Origin of the sequence: Bacillus sp. Xin1 (genome assembly GCF_013314535.1) — a bacterium.
Lineage (GTDB): Bacteria > Bacillota > Bacilli > Bacillales > Bacillaceae_G > Bacillus_A.
The window spans coordinates 101149-118145 of record NZ_JABUAE010000013.1 but is presented as its reverse complement, the minus strand read 5'-3'; the positions used below and the strand labels follow the sequence as shown (position 1 = coordinate 118145).

12 protein-coding genes, 1 pseudogene and 2 other annotated features are annotated in these 16997 nt (G+C 35.3%); of the genes and pseudogenes, 8 read left to right on the top strand and 5 right to left on the bottom strand.

Annotated features, from left to right (window positions below; translation table 11 throughout):
• Positions 1-79: 79 nt before the first annotated feature.
• Positions 80-229: pseudogene (locus tag HRG09_RS14095) on the bottom strand (arsenic resistance protein); the annotation flags it as partial.
• Positions 230-1430: 1201 nt separating this feature from the next.
• On the opposite strand from HRG09_RS14095, the gene hflX reads away from it, so the two are divergent.
• The 4 genes from hflX to cysK all read left to right on the top strand — a co-directional run bounded on the left by hflX (position 1431) and on the right by cysK (position 7326).
• Positions 1431-2690, top strand: a complete 1260-nt coding sequence (gene hflX / locus HRG09_RS14090) for a GTPase HflX (RefSeq protein ID WP_174101390.1) — start codon at positions 1431-1433, stop codon at positions 2688-2690.
• Between the two features lie 332 nt (positions 2691-3022).
• Positions 3023-4597 carry a Vga family ABC-F type ribosomal protection protein gene (locus HRG09_RS14085; protein WP_174101389.1) on the top strand — a complete coding sequence of 525 codons (1575 nt, stop codon included), beginning with the start codon at positions 3023-3025 and terminating at the stop codon, positions 4595-4597.
• Between the two features lie 395 nt (positions 4598-4992).
• The gene (locus HRG09_RS14080; protein WP_174101388.1) at positions 4993-6198 is read left to right on the top strand and encodes an MFS transporter; all 1206 of its coding nucleotides are present in this window, start codon (positions 4993-4995) and stop codon (positions 6196-6198) included.
• A 210-nt stretch (positions 6199-6408) separates the two neighbouring features.
• Positions 6409-7326: a cysteine synthase A gene (cysK, locus tag HRG09_RS14075; protein WP_174101387.1), complete on the top strand. Its 918-nt coding sequence runs from the start codon at positions 6409-6411 to the stop codon at positions 7324-7326.
• Between the two features lie 195 nt (positions 7327-7521).
• Here cysK and HRG09_RS14070 read toward each other — a convergent pair whose 3' ends face one another.
• Positions 7522-9156, bottom strand: coding sequence for a putative polysaccharide biosynthesis protein (locus HRG09_RS14070; RefSeq protein WP_174101386.1), 1635 nt, complete (start codon positions 9154-9156; stop codon positions 7522-7524).
• Between the two features lie 228 nt (positions 9157-9384).
• Positions 9385-9609, top strand: a binding site (T-box leader).
• Between the two features lie 305 nt (positions 9610-9914).
• Between HRG09_RS14070 and HRG09_RS14065 the strand changes: the two genes are divergently transcribed.
• Positions 9915-11252, top strand: a complete 1338-nt coding sequence (locus HRG09_RS14065) for a sodium-dependent transporter (protein ID WP_174101385.1) — start codon at positions 9915-9917, stop codon at positions 11250-11252.
• A gap of 51 nt (positions 11253-11303) precedes the next feature.
• Here the strand turns inward: HRG09_RS14065 and HRG09_RS14060 are convergent, their stop codons facing one another.
• Positions 11304-12002: a polysaccharide deacetylase family protein gene (locus HRG09_RS14060; RefSeq protein WP_174101384.1), complete on the bottom strand. Its 699-nt coding sequence runs from the start codon at positions 12000-12002 to the stop codon at positions 11304-11306.
• 330 nt (positions 12003-12332) lie between these two features.
• Between HRG09_RS14060 and HRG09_RS14055 the strand changes: the two genes are divergently transcribed.
• From HRG09_RS14055 to speB, 3 genes are all read left to right on the top strand, one after another.
• Positions 12333-12596 carry a CD3324 family protein gene (locus tag HRG09_RS14055; protein WP_174101383.1) on the top strand — a complete coding sequence of 88 codons (264 nt, stop codon included), beginning with the start codon at positions 12333-12335 and terminating at the stop codon, positions 12594-12596.
• Between the two features lie 142 nt (positions 12597-12738).
• Positions 12739-13377: a FusB/FusC family EF-G-binding protein gene (locus HRG09_RS14050; RefSeq protein ID WP_174101382.1), complete on the top strand. Its 639-nt coding sequence runs from the start codon at positions 12739-12741 to the stop codon at positions 13375-13377.
• 211 nt (positions 13378-13588) lie between these two features.
• Positions 13589-14530, top strand: a complete 942-nt coding sequence (gene speB, locus HRG09_RS14045) for an agmatinase (protein ID WP_174101381.1) — start codon at positions 13589-13591, stop codon at positions 14528-14530.
• A 430-nt stretch (positions 14531-14960) separates the two neighbouring features.
• Here speB and msrA read toward each other — a convergent pair whose 3' ends face one another.
• Both msrA and HRG09_RS14035 read right to left on the bottom strand, forming a co-directional pair.
• A complete protein-coding gene (msrA, locus tag HRG09_RS14040; protein ID WP_174101380.1) occupies positions 14961-15497 on the bottom strand; it encodes a peptide-methionine (S)-S-oxide reductase MsrA in 537 nt (178 codons plus the stop codon).
• 243 nt (positions 15498-15740) lie between these two features.
• Positions 15741-16499 carry an SDR family oxidoreductase gene (locus tag HRG09_RS14035; RefSeq protein WP_174101379.1) on the bottom strand — a complete coding sequence of 253 codons (759 nt, stop codon included), beginning with the start codon at positions 16497-16499 and terminating at the stop codon, positions 15741-15743.
• 239 nt (positions 16500-16738) lie between these two features.
• Positions 16739-16984: a binding site (T-box leader), on the top strand.
• The last annotated feature ends 13 nt before the right edge of the window (positions 16985-16997 follow it).

Genomic DNA, 16997 nt, shown 5'->3' with positions numbered 1-16997 from the left:
AATAAAACAAGCACCTACTCAGGTGCTTGTTTTATTTGTATTACTGAGGTGTAGTTTCTGCTACTTGTTTCTTCTTCCTGATTAGTAATAGAACTACGTTCATGTTTTGTAATAAGTATTTACCTTGTGATGCAAACATTGTGACAATCGCTAAACTTAAAAATAGAATTTGAGCAGAACTGAAAAATGGGATGATTTTATTCTCTAACGTTTCCGTCTTTTTCATTTTTATTTACACAACACTAGTGATTCTAAGAGAGTTGTTAAGGAATGTTTATACCATCTAAAAATATGGAAGGTATGAGGAATCCATATAAAGTTAGTATGCAAAATAATGTTAGTGAAGAAAAAACAAGCGTATATTTTATTAGCTTAATATTAATTTTGAAAAATAAAATAATTGATACGAGTATGAGTAAAACGAAAGGTAATGCAGATTCTATTTGTTCACGAGGTAATGAAAAATCATGAAAACTTCTAACAAAAGAAACGATGATGTAGAGAATTACTATCAAATTTAATGCAATTGATATAGAGGTTAGTATGAATTTATTCTTATTTTCTTTCATTTTTAGAACCACCCTTTTGAATGAAAATATAGATTGTTTATTGAAATCTTTCCTGTTTTATACAGGCATGTCCTCCTTAAAATTTATTGTGAAGGCTTACAATAAATTGTGTTTATACAATTATGCTAACTCCATACTAATTTTTAATCTATAAATGTTTTTCATCTTATCTGCATTAAAAGTAGAGACTGCTTCATGCTAGAGAGTACCTCAAGGGTTTGATTGTTGTGAATTTTCCTAATTATCAGGTTGTGTAATTGCATAGATAATAGAGGTATAAGTTAAATGAAAGAGAACATGCAAGAGGAAAGTGAACGTGTGTAACATATAATATATTAAATTTTTAAGTGATGAATTTTATTTATCATATGAAAAAAATGAAGAATATACTAGAAAATTGATGATTTTGTTTATGCCCATAATTGAAGTTGATTCTTGTGAAAACTACATAAGTATGCTAAGATTTATGTAACTTTTAATGAACGGAGGGGTCTCCTTTGATTTTAATCAGATTACGTCTCAATACTTTGTGCCGATAATTGAATAGCGCTCAAAGGCTCTGTCTGTGTGCAGAGTGAACGGGATTGGTCTGCCTATTTTAAAGGAACCCTTTATTGAACTAATATGTGAAAAGAGGGAGGGACGAATACGCCCTCTTTTTGTTTTGCCTTTATAATAGAATGATGTGATATATGTGTATGTTTTTAGGGATATGTATATCATTTGTGACGTATTGACCATGTAGCAATTTGAAAGCAATGCTTTCTTTTGTTTATTTGTCGTACTCTCATCCGTTTACGAAAAACACAGGCAGTGACCTGTGTTTTTTATTTTACGTAATCGAAATGGAGGAATTAATATATGGAAGAACTAGTACAAAAAGCAATATTAGTCGGAGTGAATTTAAATAATGAAAGTGATTTTGAATATTCAATGGAGGAATTAAAAAACCTTGCAGAAGCTTGTGATGTGCAGGTTGTAGGGCAAGTTACGCAAAACTTACACCGTGTGAATCCATCACATTATATTGGAAAAGGTAAAATTGAAGAAGTGTCTGCTTTTGTGAAGGAAGCAGATGCGAACATGGTGATTTTTAATGATGAATTATCGCCTTCGCAAATTCGAAACTTAGAAGCCGATTTAGATTGTAAAGTTATTGATCGTACGATTTTAATTTTAGATATTTTTGCGCAGCGTGCTAAGACGAAAGAAGCACAGCTACAAGTTGAAGTTGCACACCTGCAATATATGATGCCTCGTTTAATCGGTCTTCGTGAATCTTTAGGAAGACAGGGCGGCGGCGTTGGTACGAAAAACAAAGGTGTCGGTGAGAAGAAATTAGAACTAGACCGTCGTAAGATTGAGGAGCAAATTGCAGTATTAAATAAAGAGTTAGAAGCGCTTGTCGCGCAGCGTCAAACACAGCGTAAACAGCGTAAGAAAAATGAAATCCCTGTTGTTTCATTAGTAGGATATACAAATGCAGGTAAATCAACCATTATGAATACGATGCTGGAGATCTTCAATGGTTCTACTGAGAAACAAGTATTTGAAAAGGATATGTTATTTGCGACGCTGGAAACATCAGTGCGCAATATTGAACTTCCAGATAATAAATCATTTTTATTAACAGATACAGTTGGTTTTGTCAGTAAATTACCACATCATCTTGTGAAAGCGTTCCGTTCAACATTAGAAGAAGTGGCAGAGGCGGATTTATTGATTCATGTGGTCGATTATGCAAATCCAAATTATGAACAATTAATTGAGATTACAAATCAAACACTAAAACAAATTGGTGTTGAAAACATCCCGACGATTTATGCTTATAATAAATCAGATATGATGGATGTTGAAATCCCAAAAATACAGGAGGACCGAGTATATCTGTCTGCAAAACAACAAATTGGGATTGAAGAACTTGTAGAAATGATTCGTTCGCACATTTACAAAGAATATACAAAGTGTGAGATGTTAATACCTTATGATCAAGGGCAAGTTGTTTCTTATTTTAATGATTATGCACATGTTACATCTACGAGTTATGAAAATGAAGGTACGAAAATTTCACTTGAATGTAAGACGAGTGATTTTGAAAAATATAAACGTTTTGTTATTTAAAATGAAAAAGATATTGATTTTATTTGAAATTTCTAGCTATACTAAAAGTAGCGTTAATGAAATTAAAAGAACGGAAGGGTGACCCAATTACATGAAGTACTAATCCTATTTTACGAAAGCGAACAATTGAAGGATATTTTTAAACAGATCATTACTCTGTTATTTGTGATGCCTTCAATTTGTGTTTTCAGAATAGGATTGGCTTTGTATAGTTGGATCTAAAAGGGGTAGTCTCTTTTGGTGTACACCTATATAATGATTTATGCCTCCTATTCTGAATGGATATAGGGGCATTTTTTGTCTCCTAAACTTGATAAAAAGGAGATGTTACTATGTTTTTATTAGAAGCAAATCATATAAAGTACTATGTACAGGATCGTTTATTATTAGATGTGGATCAACTGCAAATTCATCAAAATGCTCGAATTGGGTTAGTTGGGAGAAACGGAAGTGGGAAAACGACGTTATTTCAAATGTTAGCTGGAAAAATTTCTCCAGAAGAAGGAATCGTTATTCAACATACTAGGTGTGAACTTTTACCGCAACTGAAACGAACGGATACAACAAAAAGTGGTGGTGAAGTGACGCAAGAATATATCCAAAAAGCTCTTATAAAAGATGCAGAGCTTTTACTGGCAGATGAACCAACGACAAACCTCGATACAGAACATATCGAATGGTTGGAGAAGAAGCTAAATATGTGGCAAGGAGCATTTATCATTATTTCACATGACCGTGCATTTTTAGATGCTCTTTGTACAACGATATGGGAATTGGATGAAGGAAAGATAAAAGAGTATACAGGCAACTATAGCGATTATGTAAAACAAAGAGAAATAGAGCTCAATCAAGAACAATTAGCGTATGAAAAGTATGAGAAAAAGAAAAGGCAGTTGGAAGAAGCATTGAAGTTAAAGGAGAAAAAAGCGGAAAGAGCAACAAAGACTCCAAAAAAGGTGAGTCAGTCAGAAGCGAAAATTACAGGAGCAAAGCCATACTTCGCAAAAAAGCAAAAGAAGTTACAAAAAACAGCATCGGCCATTGAAACGAGATTAGAAAAGCTTGAAAAGGTAGAAAAAGTAAAAGAAATTCCGCCGCTTAAGATGAACTTGCCGAATGCAGAAACATTTAAAAATCGAATTATTGTTCGTGTAAATGATGTAACTGGAAAAGTTGGTGAGCGTGTACTTTGGAGCAAAACGAGTTTTCATATTCGAGGTGGGGATAAGTTAGCAATTATTGGTTCAAATGGGAGTGGGAAAACGACACTTGTCAAAAAAATTATGAATCAAGAGTACGGTATTAGTCTTTCTCCAGCTGTGAAAATCGGCTATTTTAGTCAAAATTTAAACATATTAGATACGGAAAAATCAATTATCGAAAATGTACAGTCCTCTTCAAAGCAGGATGAAACATTGATTCGAACGGTTCTTGCGAGAATGCATTTCTTCAGAGATGATGTTTATAAACTTGTAGGAGTTTTGAGTGGCGGTGAACGAGTGAAAGTAGCATTAACAAAGCTATTTTTAAGTGATATTAATACGTTAGTTTTAGATGAACCGACAAACTTTCTTGATATGGCAGCTGTTGAAGCGTTAGAATCTCTTTTAAAAGAGTACGAAGGGAGTGTAATCTTTGTTTCACATGATCGCCGGTTCATTGAAAATATCGCTACACGAATTTTAGCGATTCATGATCAAGAAATTAAGTTATTTGATGGAACGTATCAGCAATATAAACTAGGTCAAGCGGAAAAGACGCGAGATACGAAAGAAGATAAGCTTCTTTTACTTGACACAAAAATATCGGAAGTGCTAAGTCGCTTAAGTATTGAACCGTCTGAAGAATTAGAAATAGAATTTCAAAAACTTTTAAAAGAAAAAAGAGAATTGGACATAGCTGAATAAGTTTGAACGGTATTCAAAAATAAAGAGTACATCACGACTAATTGAGTGATGTACTCTTTCATATGATAAGCAATATTGATGAGGGGAGGTCACCATTTATCAGTTGCTAAAGGTATGAAAAAGAAATGTTTTGCATAATTTTTTTAGTTTGTTTCTACATTTTATCTGTATTTCAGTGTAAAAAAGACAGAAGCATCCACGATTAAACCTAATATATATTATTTTGGTATAACAATTATATATATGAATATAAAAACGAAGTTGTGTTACTGGAAAAAGAGATAAAACCATTATAGAATAGGAAATATTTCGAAAATCAGAACTTATTACATATTACAGTAAGTGTACTGTTAATAAGTTATACTTTCTGTTTTGAGGGAAGGAGAGAGGGAACTATGCAGGCGGTGTCAAAGGAAAATACAGTAGCCTCACCTACAATTTATCGCATTTTATTTGCAATTAGTTTCGGTCATTTTTTAAATGACTCGATGCAGGCTGTTGTGCCAGCGCTATTTCCTATTTTGGAAAAATCGATGAATTTGTCTTACATGCAAGTAGGGTGGATTGCATTTGCACTGAATATGATGTCATCAATCATGCAACCGGTATTTGGGATGTATTCAGATAAGAAGCCATCGCCATTTTTACTACCACTAGGTATGTTTTCAAGTATGCTTGGGATGATTGGACTTGCGTTCGCACCAAACTTTATTATCGTTATTATTTCTGTTCTATTTATTGGATTAGGATCAGCGGTCTTTCATCCTGAAGGAGCACGCGTTGCTTATATGGCAGCGGGTGCGAAACGTGGATTAGCGCAGTCCATTTATCAAGTAGGAGGGAATACAGGGAATTCTCTTGCACCCATTTTTACAGCGTTAATTTTTGTTCCGTTTGGGCAAATTGGATCACTGGGATTTACAGCTTTTGCAGCAGTAGGTATTGTGCTATTAACTTTCGTTTCAAACTGGTACAAAAATGAGTTAGTAAATGGTGCAGTACGAAGAAAGAAAAGAGCTGCACTTGAGGCTGAAAATGCAATTGTGAGTACACATATTAAATTTGTAATTGTTCTTCTTGTTTTCTTAACCTTTGTTCGTTCTTGGTATGGAGCTGGCATCGGGAATTTCTATCAATTCTATTTAATAGAGCATTACGGCTTGTCTATTAAAAATGCGCAGTACTTTGTGTTTGCATTTATGATTGCTGGGGTGCTTGGCACATTCTTTGGTGGACCTTTGGCAGATCGATTTGGTAAGAAAAATATTATCGTATTTTCCATGCTAGGTTCTGCACCACTTGCACTTTTATTACCGTATGTTTCTTTAGCATGGGTTGTACCGTTATTTTTATGTATTGGTTTTATTAGTTCTAGTAGCTTTAGTGTTATTGTTGTTTATGCACAAGAGCTTGTTCCTGGAAAAGTTGGAATGGTGTCAGGCTTAATTGTCGGTCTTGCATTTGGGCTTGGAGCATTAGGTGCCGTTGTTCTTGGGAAATTAGCAGACGTGTGTAGTCTACAATTTATTATGATATTATGTAGTTGTTTACCATTAATCGGACTTACATCATGGTTACTGCCAAGTGATCGAAAATCATGATATAAAAAACCAAATTAAAAAACACATCAAACCATTCTTTTTAGGTGGGCGAGAGCATCCGGCCATGCATAGAAGCGGGTGGTGCCTTTTTTAGCTCCATGCCGTGTGAAAACAAAAAGAGGAAATAAGTGGAGCCCTTTTTTTGTTTTCATAGCTGCAGTTAATATGTGGGAAAATCAAAATGGATTAATATAGAATAGGGGATGCGCTATGAAACTATGTCATAATGTTACAGAATTAATTGGAGATACACCAGTCGTGCGATTATCACGATTTGTTCCAGAAGATGCAGCTGATGTATACGTGAAATTAGAAATGTTTAACCCATCTCGGAGTGTGAAAGACCGCGCTGCGTACAATTTAATTTATATGGCAGAAGAGCAAGGTCTCATTAAGCCAGGTGATACAATCATTGAACCGACAAGTGGAAATACAGGGATTGGTTTAGCGATGAATGCAGCTGCAAAAGGATACAAAGCCATTTTAATTATGCCGGATAATATGTCGAAAGAACGGATTAATTTGCTTAAGGCATATGGGGCAGAAGTTGTTTTGACGCCGGCAGAACAAAGAATGCCAGGAGCAATTGCAAAAGCAGTAGAACTGCAAAAAGAAATACCAAATAGCTTTATTCCGCAGCAATTTGAAAATCCAGCAAACCCGAATATTCATCGCTATACAACAGCTCTTGAAATTTATGAACAAATGGATGGGGAATTAGATGCATTTGTAGCAACTGCTGGAACAGGTGGAACGATTACAGGAACGGGAGAAACATTGAAAGAGAAACTACCAAATTTATATATTGCAGTAGTTGAACCGAAAGGATCTCCTGTTTTATCTGGTGGTGTGCCGGGTCCTCATAAATTAGTTGGAACAAGCCCGGGATTTATTCCAAAAAACTTAAATACGGAAATATATAATGAAATCATTCAAATCGCTGATGAAGAAGCGCTTAGTACAATGGGAAATCTAGCAAAACAAGAGGGAATACTAGTAGGACCCTCTTCGGGTGCTTCCGTCTATGCCGCAATTATGATAGCGAAACGATTAGGTGCTGGTAAAAAAGTGTTATGCATCGCACCTGATACAGGAGAGCGTTATTTAAGTATGGGATTGTTTGAATAAGAAACATAATGAAAGAGATTGTATGCGTCATATACAATCTCTTTTTTGTATGCTAAGGATATCATTTTAGTCTGTTTTCTTAAGTACTGTTCCTCCCTGTAAGAAATAATTAAATAAAAGTATCTTTCTAAGCACAATAATTTCATAAACAAAGAAGAGGTGTAACATTAATATAAGTTACACCTCTTCTTTGCTTCATTTTACTAGTTTTTTTAATACGGGTAAACGACTAATTCGATCACCAAGGATATGTGATGCTAGCCCACTTGTTAATACGAAAGCGAAATAAACAAATCCGCCAACCGCACCGCATATGATAACGATGAGTAATGATTCAATATAAGGTTGTCCAGGGATTAGCCATCCGATAATTGCTTTTAATCCTATTACGACAGCGGACATTGCTGCGGAGTAAATGATAATAAGAAATACTGTTTTAGCTGTTTCTGCAATATCAAACTTCGTAAATTTAACAATGCAATATAGCATGATGATATCAGAAACGAGATATCCAAGTATTGTTCCAAGTACTGCACCATGTCCACCTAATAAGTATAGAAGTGGCGTATTTACTACGACTTTTACAAGAATACCAACGGAGAAGGCAATCATTGTTTTTCGCTGATAATCAATACCTTGCAAAATGGCTGCAGAAACAGTGAAAATCGCACTTAATACAGCTGATGGTGCATAAGAAATTAAATATTTAGATCCGCCTAAAGCTGTATCAGGACTCATATACACCATGCGGAATGCATCGTATGCGATACTAGCGAGCCCGAATGTAGCCGGGATTGTGAAGAATAATAGCACCTGGAAAATCTTTGTGATTTGTTCTTGTAATTCTTCTAGTTTTCCGCTTGTAAATGATTTTGTTATCGCTGGAATAATCGTAAGTGAAAATCCAGTTGCGAGTGAAGCAGGAATCATGATTAATTTTTGAGCATAGTTCGTTATATAAGCAAAAATCGCGTTTGCTGTTTCAAGCGGTGTTCCAATTGCTCTTAGTGCATCAGCAACTGTATATTGATCCACTAAAGTATAAAGTGGAATGGCGATCCCCACGAAAACAATAGGGATTGCGTAACGAAGTAGCTCCACATAAATACTTTTTAATGAAACGTTTGAAGCCCTTGTTTTTCGTTCGCCTGCAGGTGGTTTCAAATGATTATATTTTTTCCAATACATGATTAAAATTGAAACGCTGGCAATTGCTCCGATAACCGCGCCAAATGTAGCAACCGCAACGGAAGAAGCAACAGATCCACCTAGTAATTTTGAAACGATGAAACTACCAACCAAAATGAAAACGACACGTGCAATCTGTTCTACAACTTGAGAAACAGCACTTGGTTTCATATGTTGGAACCCTTGGAAGTATCCACGTGTGACGCTCATTGCTGGGACAATAATAAGCGCAAAACTTAGTGCGCGCATTGTCAGTGTTACATCAGCGATAAACTCCGGATCTGGTGTTTTTGAGCGAATAATAAATTGGGATACGTAAGGTGCTCCGATAAATAAGATTAAAAATCCAGCGAATCCCATAAGTAGCATGATTTTCACACTAGAATAATACAGTTTCTTACTTGTATTATAGTCACCTAAAGCATTATATTTAGCAACAAATTTTGAAACGGCAATGGGAATACCAGCTGTTGAAAAGCTAAGCAAGATACCATACCAAGAATATGCATACGCATATAAAGCAACCCCCTGTTCACCAACTAATAGTTGAAAAGGGAAGAAGTATATAAAACCTAAAATACGCGAAATCATTGTGGCGCCACTTAGTAAAGCGGTTCCTTTTAAAACTTTTGAAGTAGACAAAACCTTTCCTCCTACTCGTGCTCTCATGCAACCATCCTATATTACTATAAACCTGCTGATGTATTTAATAAAGTATAAACCATAAGTGATGTAATAGTATTCATGGAAAAGTCAGATTTTGAATTTTTATAGCGAAAAATAGGAGTATAATACATAAACATTCAAAAAAATAGTTGACACTATTTTTAATGTATGATAAAAATGATAGTAATCAATTCGGAAAATAATATTTGGGCAATGAAAGGGTAAAGTAGTGAAAATCTCCCTATATCAGAGAGCTGGTGGTTGGTGTGAATCAGTATATAGATTATTCATGAAGTTCGTCCTGGAGCATCTTTCATAAATCTCATATTGTGAGGAAATGAAAGACGGTAGTGGATACCGTTATCAAATAAAGTGGTGAAGAATTTTTTTCACAACTAGGGTGGTACCGCGATATATATCGTCCCTACGTATTTACGTAGGGGCGTTTTTTATTTAGGTCTTACTTTTGTTGTATCTTCATAACTAGGGTGGTACCGCGATATTTTATCGTCCCTACGTATTTACGTAGGGACATTTTTTATTTCGGTAGTTTCTTAGTATTCTTCACAACTAGGGTGGTACCGCGATATTTTTATCGTCCCTACGTTTACGTAGGGACGATTTTTTATTTCTGAAAGGAAGTGGTCGCATTAGAAAGGGAAGAGGATAGAAAAATAGACATAAGGATGAAATGTCATAAAAAGAAAAAATAGAAGAAGAGAGGAGACAGAAAGATGAATTCACAGCAATGGACATCGAAATTAGGTTTCGTTTTAGCTGCAGCAGGATCAGCGATTGGACTTGGAGCAATTTGGAAGTTTCCATATATGGCCGGTATTGGAGGGGGCGGTGCGTTCTTTCTTATTTTCATCGGTTTTACTTTACTAATTGGTTTACCTTTATTATTAGCGGAATTTGTAATTGGAAGAAGTACACAAAAAGAGGCTGTGGATGCGTATAGGGAAATCGCTCCTAAAACATTATGGCCGTGGCTTGGTAAATTAGGGATTGTAACATGTTTCATATTGCTTTCTTTCTACAGTGTTGTTGGAGGTTGGATTTTATTATATTTATGGAATGCAGTTACAGGGAGACTATGGGAAGGAAATGGTGCATATGAAGCAACATTTGGTGAAATCATTTCCAATCCATATTTAGCAGTTGGATCACAGCTATTATTTATTCTTATTACTATTTTTATCGTAAGCAAAGGCGTTCAAAATGGCGTTGAAAAAGTAAATAAATACTTTATGCCAGCGCTATTTGTTCTGTTTTTTGTATTAATTATTCGTGCACTTACATTAGATGGAGCAGGAGAAGGGGTTCGCTTCTTCTTACAGCCGGATTTCTCGCATGTAACATCTGAAATTGTTTTATATGCGATGGGACAATCATTCTTCTCATTATCGGTCGGGGTAGCAGTAATGGTAACGTATAGCTCGTACTTACCGAAAGAAGAAAGTTTACCACGTTCTGCATTTTCAATTGTTGGTTTGACACTCGTTATTACATTGCTTGCTGGATTAGCGATTTTCCCTGTTGTATTTGCATTTGGAATGGAGCCATCTCAAGGACCAGGATTACTATTTATCGTGTTGCCAGCTATTTTCAGTAAGATGGCATTCGGAAAATTATTCTTTATTGTTTTCTTATTACTATTCTTCTTTGCGACTATTACATCAGCAATTTCTATGTTAGAAATTAGTGTTGCTTCTTTAACAACAAAAGGTAAAGGAAAGCGCGAAAAAATGGCATTGATTGTTGGGTTGTTAATCTTTGTTGTGGGAATTCCTTCAGCATTATCGTATGGTGTATTAAGTGATGTGAAGCTGTTTGGAAAAACAGTATTTGATTTAGCAGACTTTGCAGTAAGTAATGTTCTTATGCCACTTGGTGTATTATTAGTTGCGATTTTTGTTCCATTAAAGATGAAGAAAGATGTATTAATGAGAGAGCTTGGTGTAAGTAAAAATAGAGGATATAAATTATTTGTACTATGGTTATTCTTACTTCGCTATATAGCACCAATTGCAATTATTATCGTATTTTTAAATGTAATTGGAGTGATTTAAAATACAAAAGGTCCTAGCATAACGTTATGCTAGGGCCTTTTCATTGTAGAGTTATCTTTTCTGCAATTCATTTACTGTAACAAATTGATACCCTTTTTTAGATAAAGAATCTAAAATACCTTCAAGAGTCTGTAAATATTTTTCAGAATCATCATACATGGAATGTAACAAGATGATAGATCCAGGTTTTACATTTTTGTTTACATAGTTTATTTTGTCAGAAGGAGAAGTGTAGTATGTATCAGGTTCAAGATCCCATGTGATTGTTTCGATATGATGCTTGTTTAAATAGTAGGGCAAGCCGATTAGTTTTTTTCCATTCGGCGGTCGGAAATCAATTTGACCTGTATATCCTGTTGCGTGAATGAATGTATTTGTTTTTTTAACTTCCACTTTAATAAAAGAAGGTGTTTTGAAAATCATTCGATTGTGGGAATAGGTATGATTTCCAAGTTGATGTCCAGATTTTACGATGGCTCGCCCTAACTTTAAGTTTTTCTCTAATTCATTTCCAATTACAAAAAAAGTAGCTTTCGCATTATATTTATTTAAGAGTGGTAATATTTCCTCTACATTTTTTGTAGGGCCATCATCAAAGGTTAGTGCAACAACCTTTTGATTTGTTTCTACTCGATTTGTTAATTCGCCAAATAATTGATATGTTCGTGAATTCATAAGTTTATAGGCTCCGAATAGTAAGATAAAAAGAACGGTTAGTATAATTAATGATATAATGATTCTTTTTTTCATAAAGCGACCTCACATTATTTTTAATTTCAATCCGTATGTATTATATCAAAACGAATAAATTACTGCTTGTTTAAAAATCATAAGGATGCAAGAAAGAAAAAGTTGTCATATAATAAGAGTCAAAAGGTATATTAGGAGGTGTTGATATGGCGATTACAATACAATTGCCAGACACTGCAGCGTCTCATGCAAAGCCAAGTATGGAAATGGCGATACTTTGCGTGAGGTAGACAAGTAATATACAATCGCCAAAATGAGCTCGTATCATTTTTTTATATTTGGCTTTGCACCTTATTGAAATGAACCAGAAAAAATAAGGGGCGAGCAGAAATGAGATACGTAAAAGCAGCGGCTGTTTTACCAGAAAGCTTAATTGTAGAAATTCAAAAGTATGTACAAGGTGAAACAATTTACATTCCAAAACAAGAAACTGCACATTATAAATGGGGTACACGATCTGGTGGAAGGAAGCAAATTGATGCGCGGAATAGAGAAATTAAAGAGGCTTTTAAAAATGGAACTTCCATTCATCAATTAGCAGAGGAATACTTTCTTTCTGTGGAAACGATAAAAAAAATTGTGTATTCAAAATAATAATGAAAAGCACTGATTATTCGATTAGAAATAATCAGTGCTTTTTATGTATACTTTGTTTATGAATCGTTTTTGGCATTTTATAAAATAAGTGTATTGTATACAATAAAAAGAGATAAACAATTTGTATGGAGTGATAGTAATGGAAGCATTTATTAGAAGTGATCAATATAATTTTATAAAATCACAAACTCATATTCTAGCGCATGGACATGCTACAGCAAATGATAGAGGAGTTATTACTGCTCTGAAGTCTCTTGCGATAGAAAAAGTGTTACATGTTTTTGAAAATCTTATTGATGAACAGAAAGAATTAATTGATACGATTTTGACGGTTGAAAATAGGGAGGACGCAGAAGCGTTTTTACTCAAGTTAAATCCGTATGTTATTCCGTTTCAGGAAGTTACGCTGCAAGCGTTAAAAAAATTATTTCCTAAAGTAAAAAAATTGAAGCTGCCTGATATGGAAGAAATAAATATGAAAGAAATGTCGTATCTAAGTTGGATTGATAAAGGAACAGGCAGAAAATTTATTATAGCAAGGAACGGTAATAAGTTTGTGGGTCTGCAAGGAACGTTTCAAAGTATAAATAAAAAGAGTATTTGTTCATTGTGTCATGGTCACGAAGAAGTAGGTATGTTTTTAGTTGAAATAAAAGGGGATGTGCCAGGTACCTTTGTTAAAAAAGGAAACTATATTTGTAAAGATAGTATAGGGTGTAATCAGAATATGATTTCACTTGACAAGTTACATGATTTTATTGAGAGATTGAGAAAATAAACATGGGCAAGTAAAAAAAGAGCGATTATTTTTCGCTCTTTTTTTATGCGTTATAGCATGATTTATTCAGGTTTGCATAGAACGGAAAGGGATAGGACCAAAATGAATCAACATGTTCTATGGCACAATTTTTGCATTGTAATAAAAGAAAATGTAAGTAAGGGAAGTTTCTTTGGATGTAAAAATTATGTTTAAGAAGGGGAAATGAGAAATGAAATATCCACTCACACCAGATGTAAAACCAGAATTTTGTACGACAGGTTCATTTATGAGATTGCCTTCAAGTCATGATCAAGCTAAGGTCGCTATATTGGGAATGCCATTTGATACGGCAGCTTCATTTCGCGTTGGTGCGCGTTTTGCTCCGCAAGCAATTCGACAAGCATCAATGACGTTGTTTCCGTATCATCCAATTCACCGTGTATACCCGTTTGATGATACAAATGCGATTGATATTGGAGATGTTTCTGTAATTCCACATAATATTCATCGCAGCTATGATTTAATAGAGGAAGCTGTTTTTGGATTAATGAAGCAAGGAATTATTCCAATCGGGCTTGGTGGGGATCATTCAGTTACATTAGCAAGTCTACGTGCAGCAGCAAAAGTTCATGGTCCAGTTGCGATGATTCATTTTGACTCACACACAGATACATGGGATACATATTATGAAGAAAAATATTGGCACGGCTCCCCATTTATTCGTGCACATGAGGAAGGGTTATTACAGCCAGATAAAGTATTCCAAATTGGAATTCGCGGAACATTGAATCATCCTGGTGATATAGATGCTAGTAGTGATTTAGGATATAACGTCATTACAACAGCTGAATTATGTCAGCGTGGTTTTGAAAGCGTTCTTCAGCAAATGAGAGAAACGATTGGCGATACACCATGTTTCTTAACGTTTGATATTGATTTTGTAGATCCATCGTGTGCGCCAGGCACAGGTACGTTAGAGGTAGGGGGATTTAATAGTCGAGAGACACTAAATATGGTACGTTCATTAAGTGGTTTTAATTATATTGGTTTTGATTTAGTAGAAGTATTACCGCCATATGACCAATCGCAAATTACGTCGCTTTTAGCTGCCACACTTGTACATGATTTTGCTAGTTTAATTGCGTTGCAGCTGAAAAATGAGGAGAAGTAAGTGGGGGAGGAATTGCCGTCAGATACGGTATGGTACAGTAAAAATTGTAAGATTTTGTACCATACTAAGTATCTGAAACTTCCGTCTTGCTTCCTCCTTTCAATTTTAGTAAAGTAAGCTATAAGAGAAAACTGTTGCGTAAAAGGCACTCTTACTAGTTATTTAACAATTTAAAGATATAAGATACCGTTTTAACGGTACCATAAAGGTATAGCCTTTATGGTAGGGGCGAAGTCAACCGTCCTTATGTTCCACCACACTAAGGTAGGAGAGCATTGCTCGTTCGCACTACTGGGTAGGAATAAGCGTAGTTGTTCTCTGTGAGAGCAGAAACACTGTCAAACTTTGACAGACGCAAGCCCCCACTTTAATCAGACCGTAAGGTCAGATAAGTAGCGGGTTAGTTGACAGACCTTGAAATATTGATTTGTTATCTCTTATCCCAGTTTTCTTTAATAAAATCTTCACGCCCAGACTCTTTACGTTCTTGTACGTATTTTTCGGGATTCTTTTTATAAAAATGTTGATGATATTCTTCTGCTTCATAAAAAGGAGCTGCTGGACGAATTTCCGTTACGATTGGATCTTTAAACATACCGCTTTCTGCCAGAGCTAGCTTTGATTTTTCAGCTAGCTTTTTTTGCGATTCATTATGGTAAAAAATCGCTGTGCGATAGGATGGACCGCGGTCAAAAAATTGTCCGCCATCATCGGTTGGATCAATTTGTGGCCAATATAAATCTAGCAATTTTTGATAAGGAAAAATAGAAGGATCGAAAGTAATTTGAACGACTTCTAAATGTCCAGATGTTCCGGATTTTACTTGTTCATATGTGGGGTTTTGGATGTGGCCACCAGCATAGCCTGAAATAACTTTTTGAATACCTGGAAGTTCATCAAATGGTTTTACCATACACCAAAAGCAGCCACCTGCAAATGTAGCGAGTTCGTATGTTTTTTCTGTCATTGCTGTAATCCTCCTAAATACATATGTTTTATCTAGTATTATATAAATTATTTTATTGCGCAATAAAAAAGATTTGAAACTATATGTTTTTTTTATCCCGCATTAACGGGCAGTAAGACCTCTACCTCAAGATTCAGAGAGAAACAAAGAATGTAGTTGAGGGATTAACTGCCCGTAAAAGCCCGATTGGTGCGGGCTGATAATCAGTGGTGGATGAAGACCCCCACTGATTAAAGTTTCACTTTATAAGCAAGAACCACCGCTTACATCAATCAATTGACCAGTAACCCAGCGACTGTCAGGAGAAGCAAGAAATGCAGCGGTATCTGCAATATCTTCTACTTCTCCTAAACGGCCGAAAGCAGAAATTTCAGTTGCATATCGTTTCATCATGGGATCACTTAAGAGTTCAGCATTCATATCTGTTTTAATAAAACCTGGGAGTATTGCATTCACTGTTATACCTCTCGCCCCAAGTTGTTTTGCAAGTGTAAAAGTCATTGTGTTGATTGCGCCTTTTGTCATACTATAGGCAATGAAATCAGGTAAAGAAATTCGCGTTGCAGCTGATGAAATGTTGATAATACGGCTATTGTCACGTAAACGTGACAATGCTTGTTGGATAATAAAAAATGGGGCTTTTGCATTCACGGAAATCATTCGGTCAAAAAAGTTTTCAGTTGTTTCTTCAATAAAGGCTCCTGGGCCGATTCCGGCGTTGTTTACTAAAATATCGAAATGAGTCTCCCCAGTACGGTTTTGTAATTCAGAATCTAAAGATTTGTAAAGAGATTCTACGCCATGTAACGATTCGAGGTTACCATTTATAGAAAAAGCTGAACCGCCATTCGATTGAATTTCCTGCACGACTTCTTCTGCAGCACTTTTACGATTCCCATAATGAACGGCGACTAATGCACCATCGTTTGCTAAGCGTTTCGCAATAGCGCGTCCAATTCCACGGCTTGCTCCAGTAACCAATGCAACTTTTCCTTTTAACATATTCACATCATCTCCTTAGTAAATTTACATATGTATGAAGCTGTCTTTTCTTATGTGAATAGACTTAAGTAATATATGAGTGTTGGATTGAGATTCATTCCTTTTTTATTTCGATAAAAATATTCTAATTATAAATTAAAAAATAAATTTTCAAAAAACATATTGACAATGAAAAGATCAAAGACCTATAATACGTGTAACAACAAAAAACAATTTAGAATTTTCTGATTTATATATTTTTATATGCAAAGAAGAGGAAAGTAGATGATTATGATAGTTTTAGAGAGCCGTTCCTTGGCTGGAAGAGCGGTAACGATCGAATCATTGAAGATCACCTTGGAGCATCGCTTGCGAAAGGGGAACCGAGTAGAGAGCGGCGGTATCGTCTCCGGTAAAAGGACGGGAGTCTAATAGGACTTACAGAGCTTATATTTCGTGAGAAGTATAAGGAAGCTGAGTGGTAACGCGAAACTCTCGCCTCAGCAATCAAAGCTACTA

Coding starts and splice junctions, on each gene's coding strand:
- hflX (WP_174101390.1), top strand. CDS start 1,431: ATGGAAGAACTAGTACAAAAAGCAATATTAGTCGGAGTGAATTTAAAT.
- HRG09_RS14085 (WP_174101389.1), top strand. CDS start 3,023: ATGTTTTTATTAGAAGCAAATCATATAAAGTACTATGTACAGGATCGT.
- HRG09_RS14080 (WP_174101388.1), top strand. CDS start 4,993: ATGCAGGCGGTGTCAAAGGAAAATACAGTAGCCTCACCTACAATTTAT.
- cysK (WP_174101387.1), top strand. CDS start 6,409: ATGAAACTATGTCATAATGTTACAGAATTAATTGGAGATACACCAGTC.
- HRG09_RS14065 (WP_174101385.1), top strand. CDS start 9,915: ATGAATTCACAGCAATGGACATCGAAATTAGGTTTCGTTTTAGCTGCA.
- HRG09_RS14060 (WP_174101384.1), bottom strand. CDS start 12,002: ATGAAAAAAAGAATCATTATATCATTAATTATACTAACCGTTCTTTTT.
- HRG09_RS14055 (WP_174101383.1), top strand. CDS start 12,333: ATGAGATACGTAAAAGCAGCGGCTGTTTTACCAGAAAGCTTAATTGTA.
- HRG09_RS14050 (WP_174101382.1), top strand. CDS start 12,739: ATGGAAGCATTTATTAGAAGTGATCAATATAATTTTATAAAATCACAA.
- speB (WP_174101381.1), top strand. CDS start 13,589: ATGAAATATCCACTCACACCAGATGTAAAACCAGAATTTTGTACGACA.
- msrA (WP_174101380.1), bottom strand. CDS start 15,497: ATGACAGAAAAAACATACGAACTCGCTACATTTGCAGGTGGCTGCTTT.
- HRG09_RS14035 (WP_174101379.1), bottom strand. CDS start 16,499: ATGTTAAAAGGAAAAGTTGCATTGGTTACTGGAGCAAGCCGTGGAATT.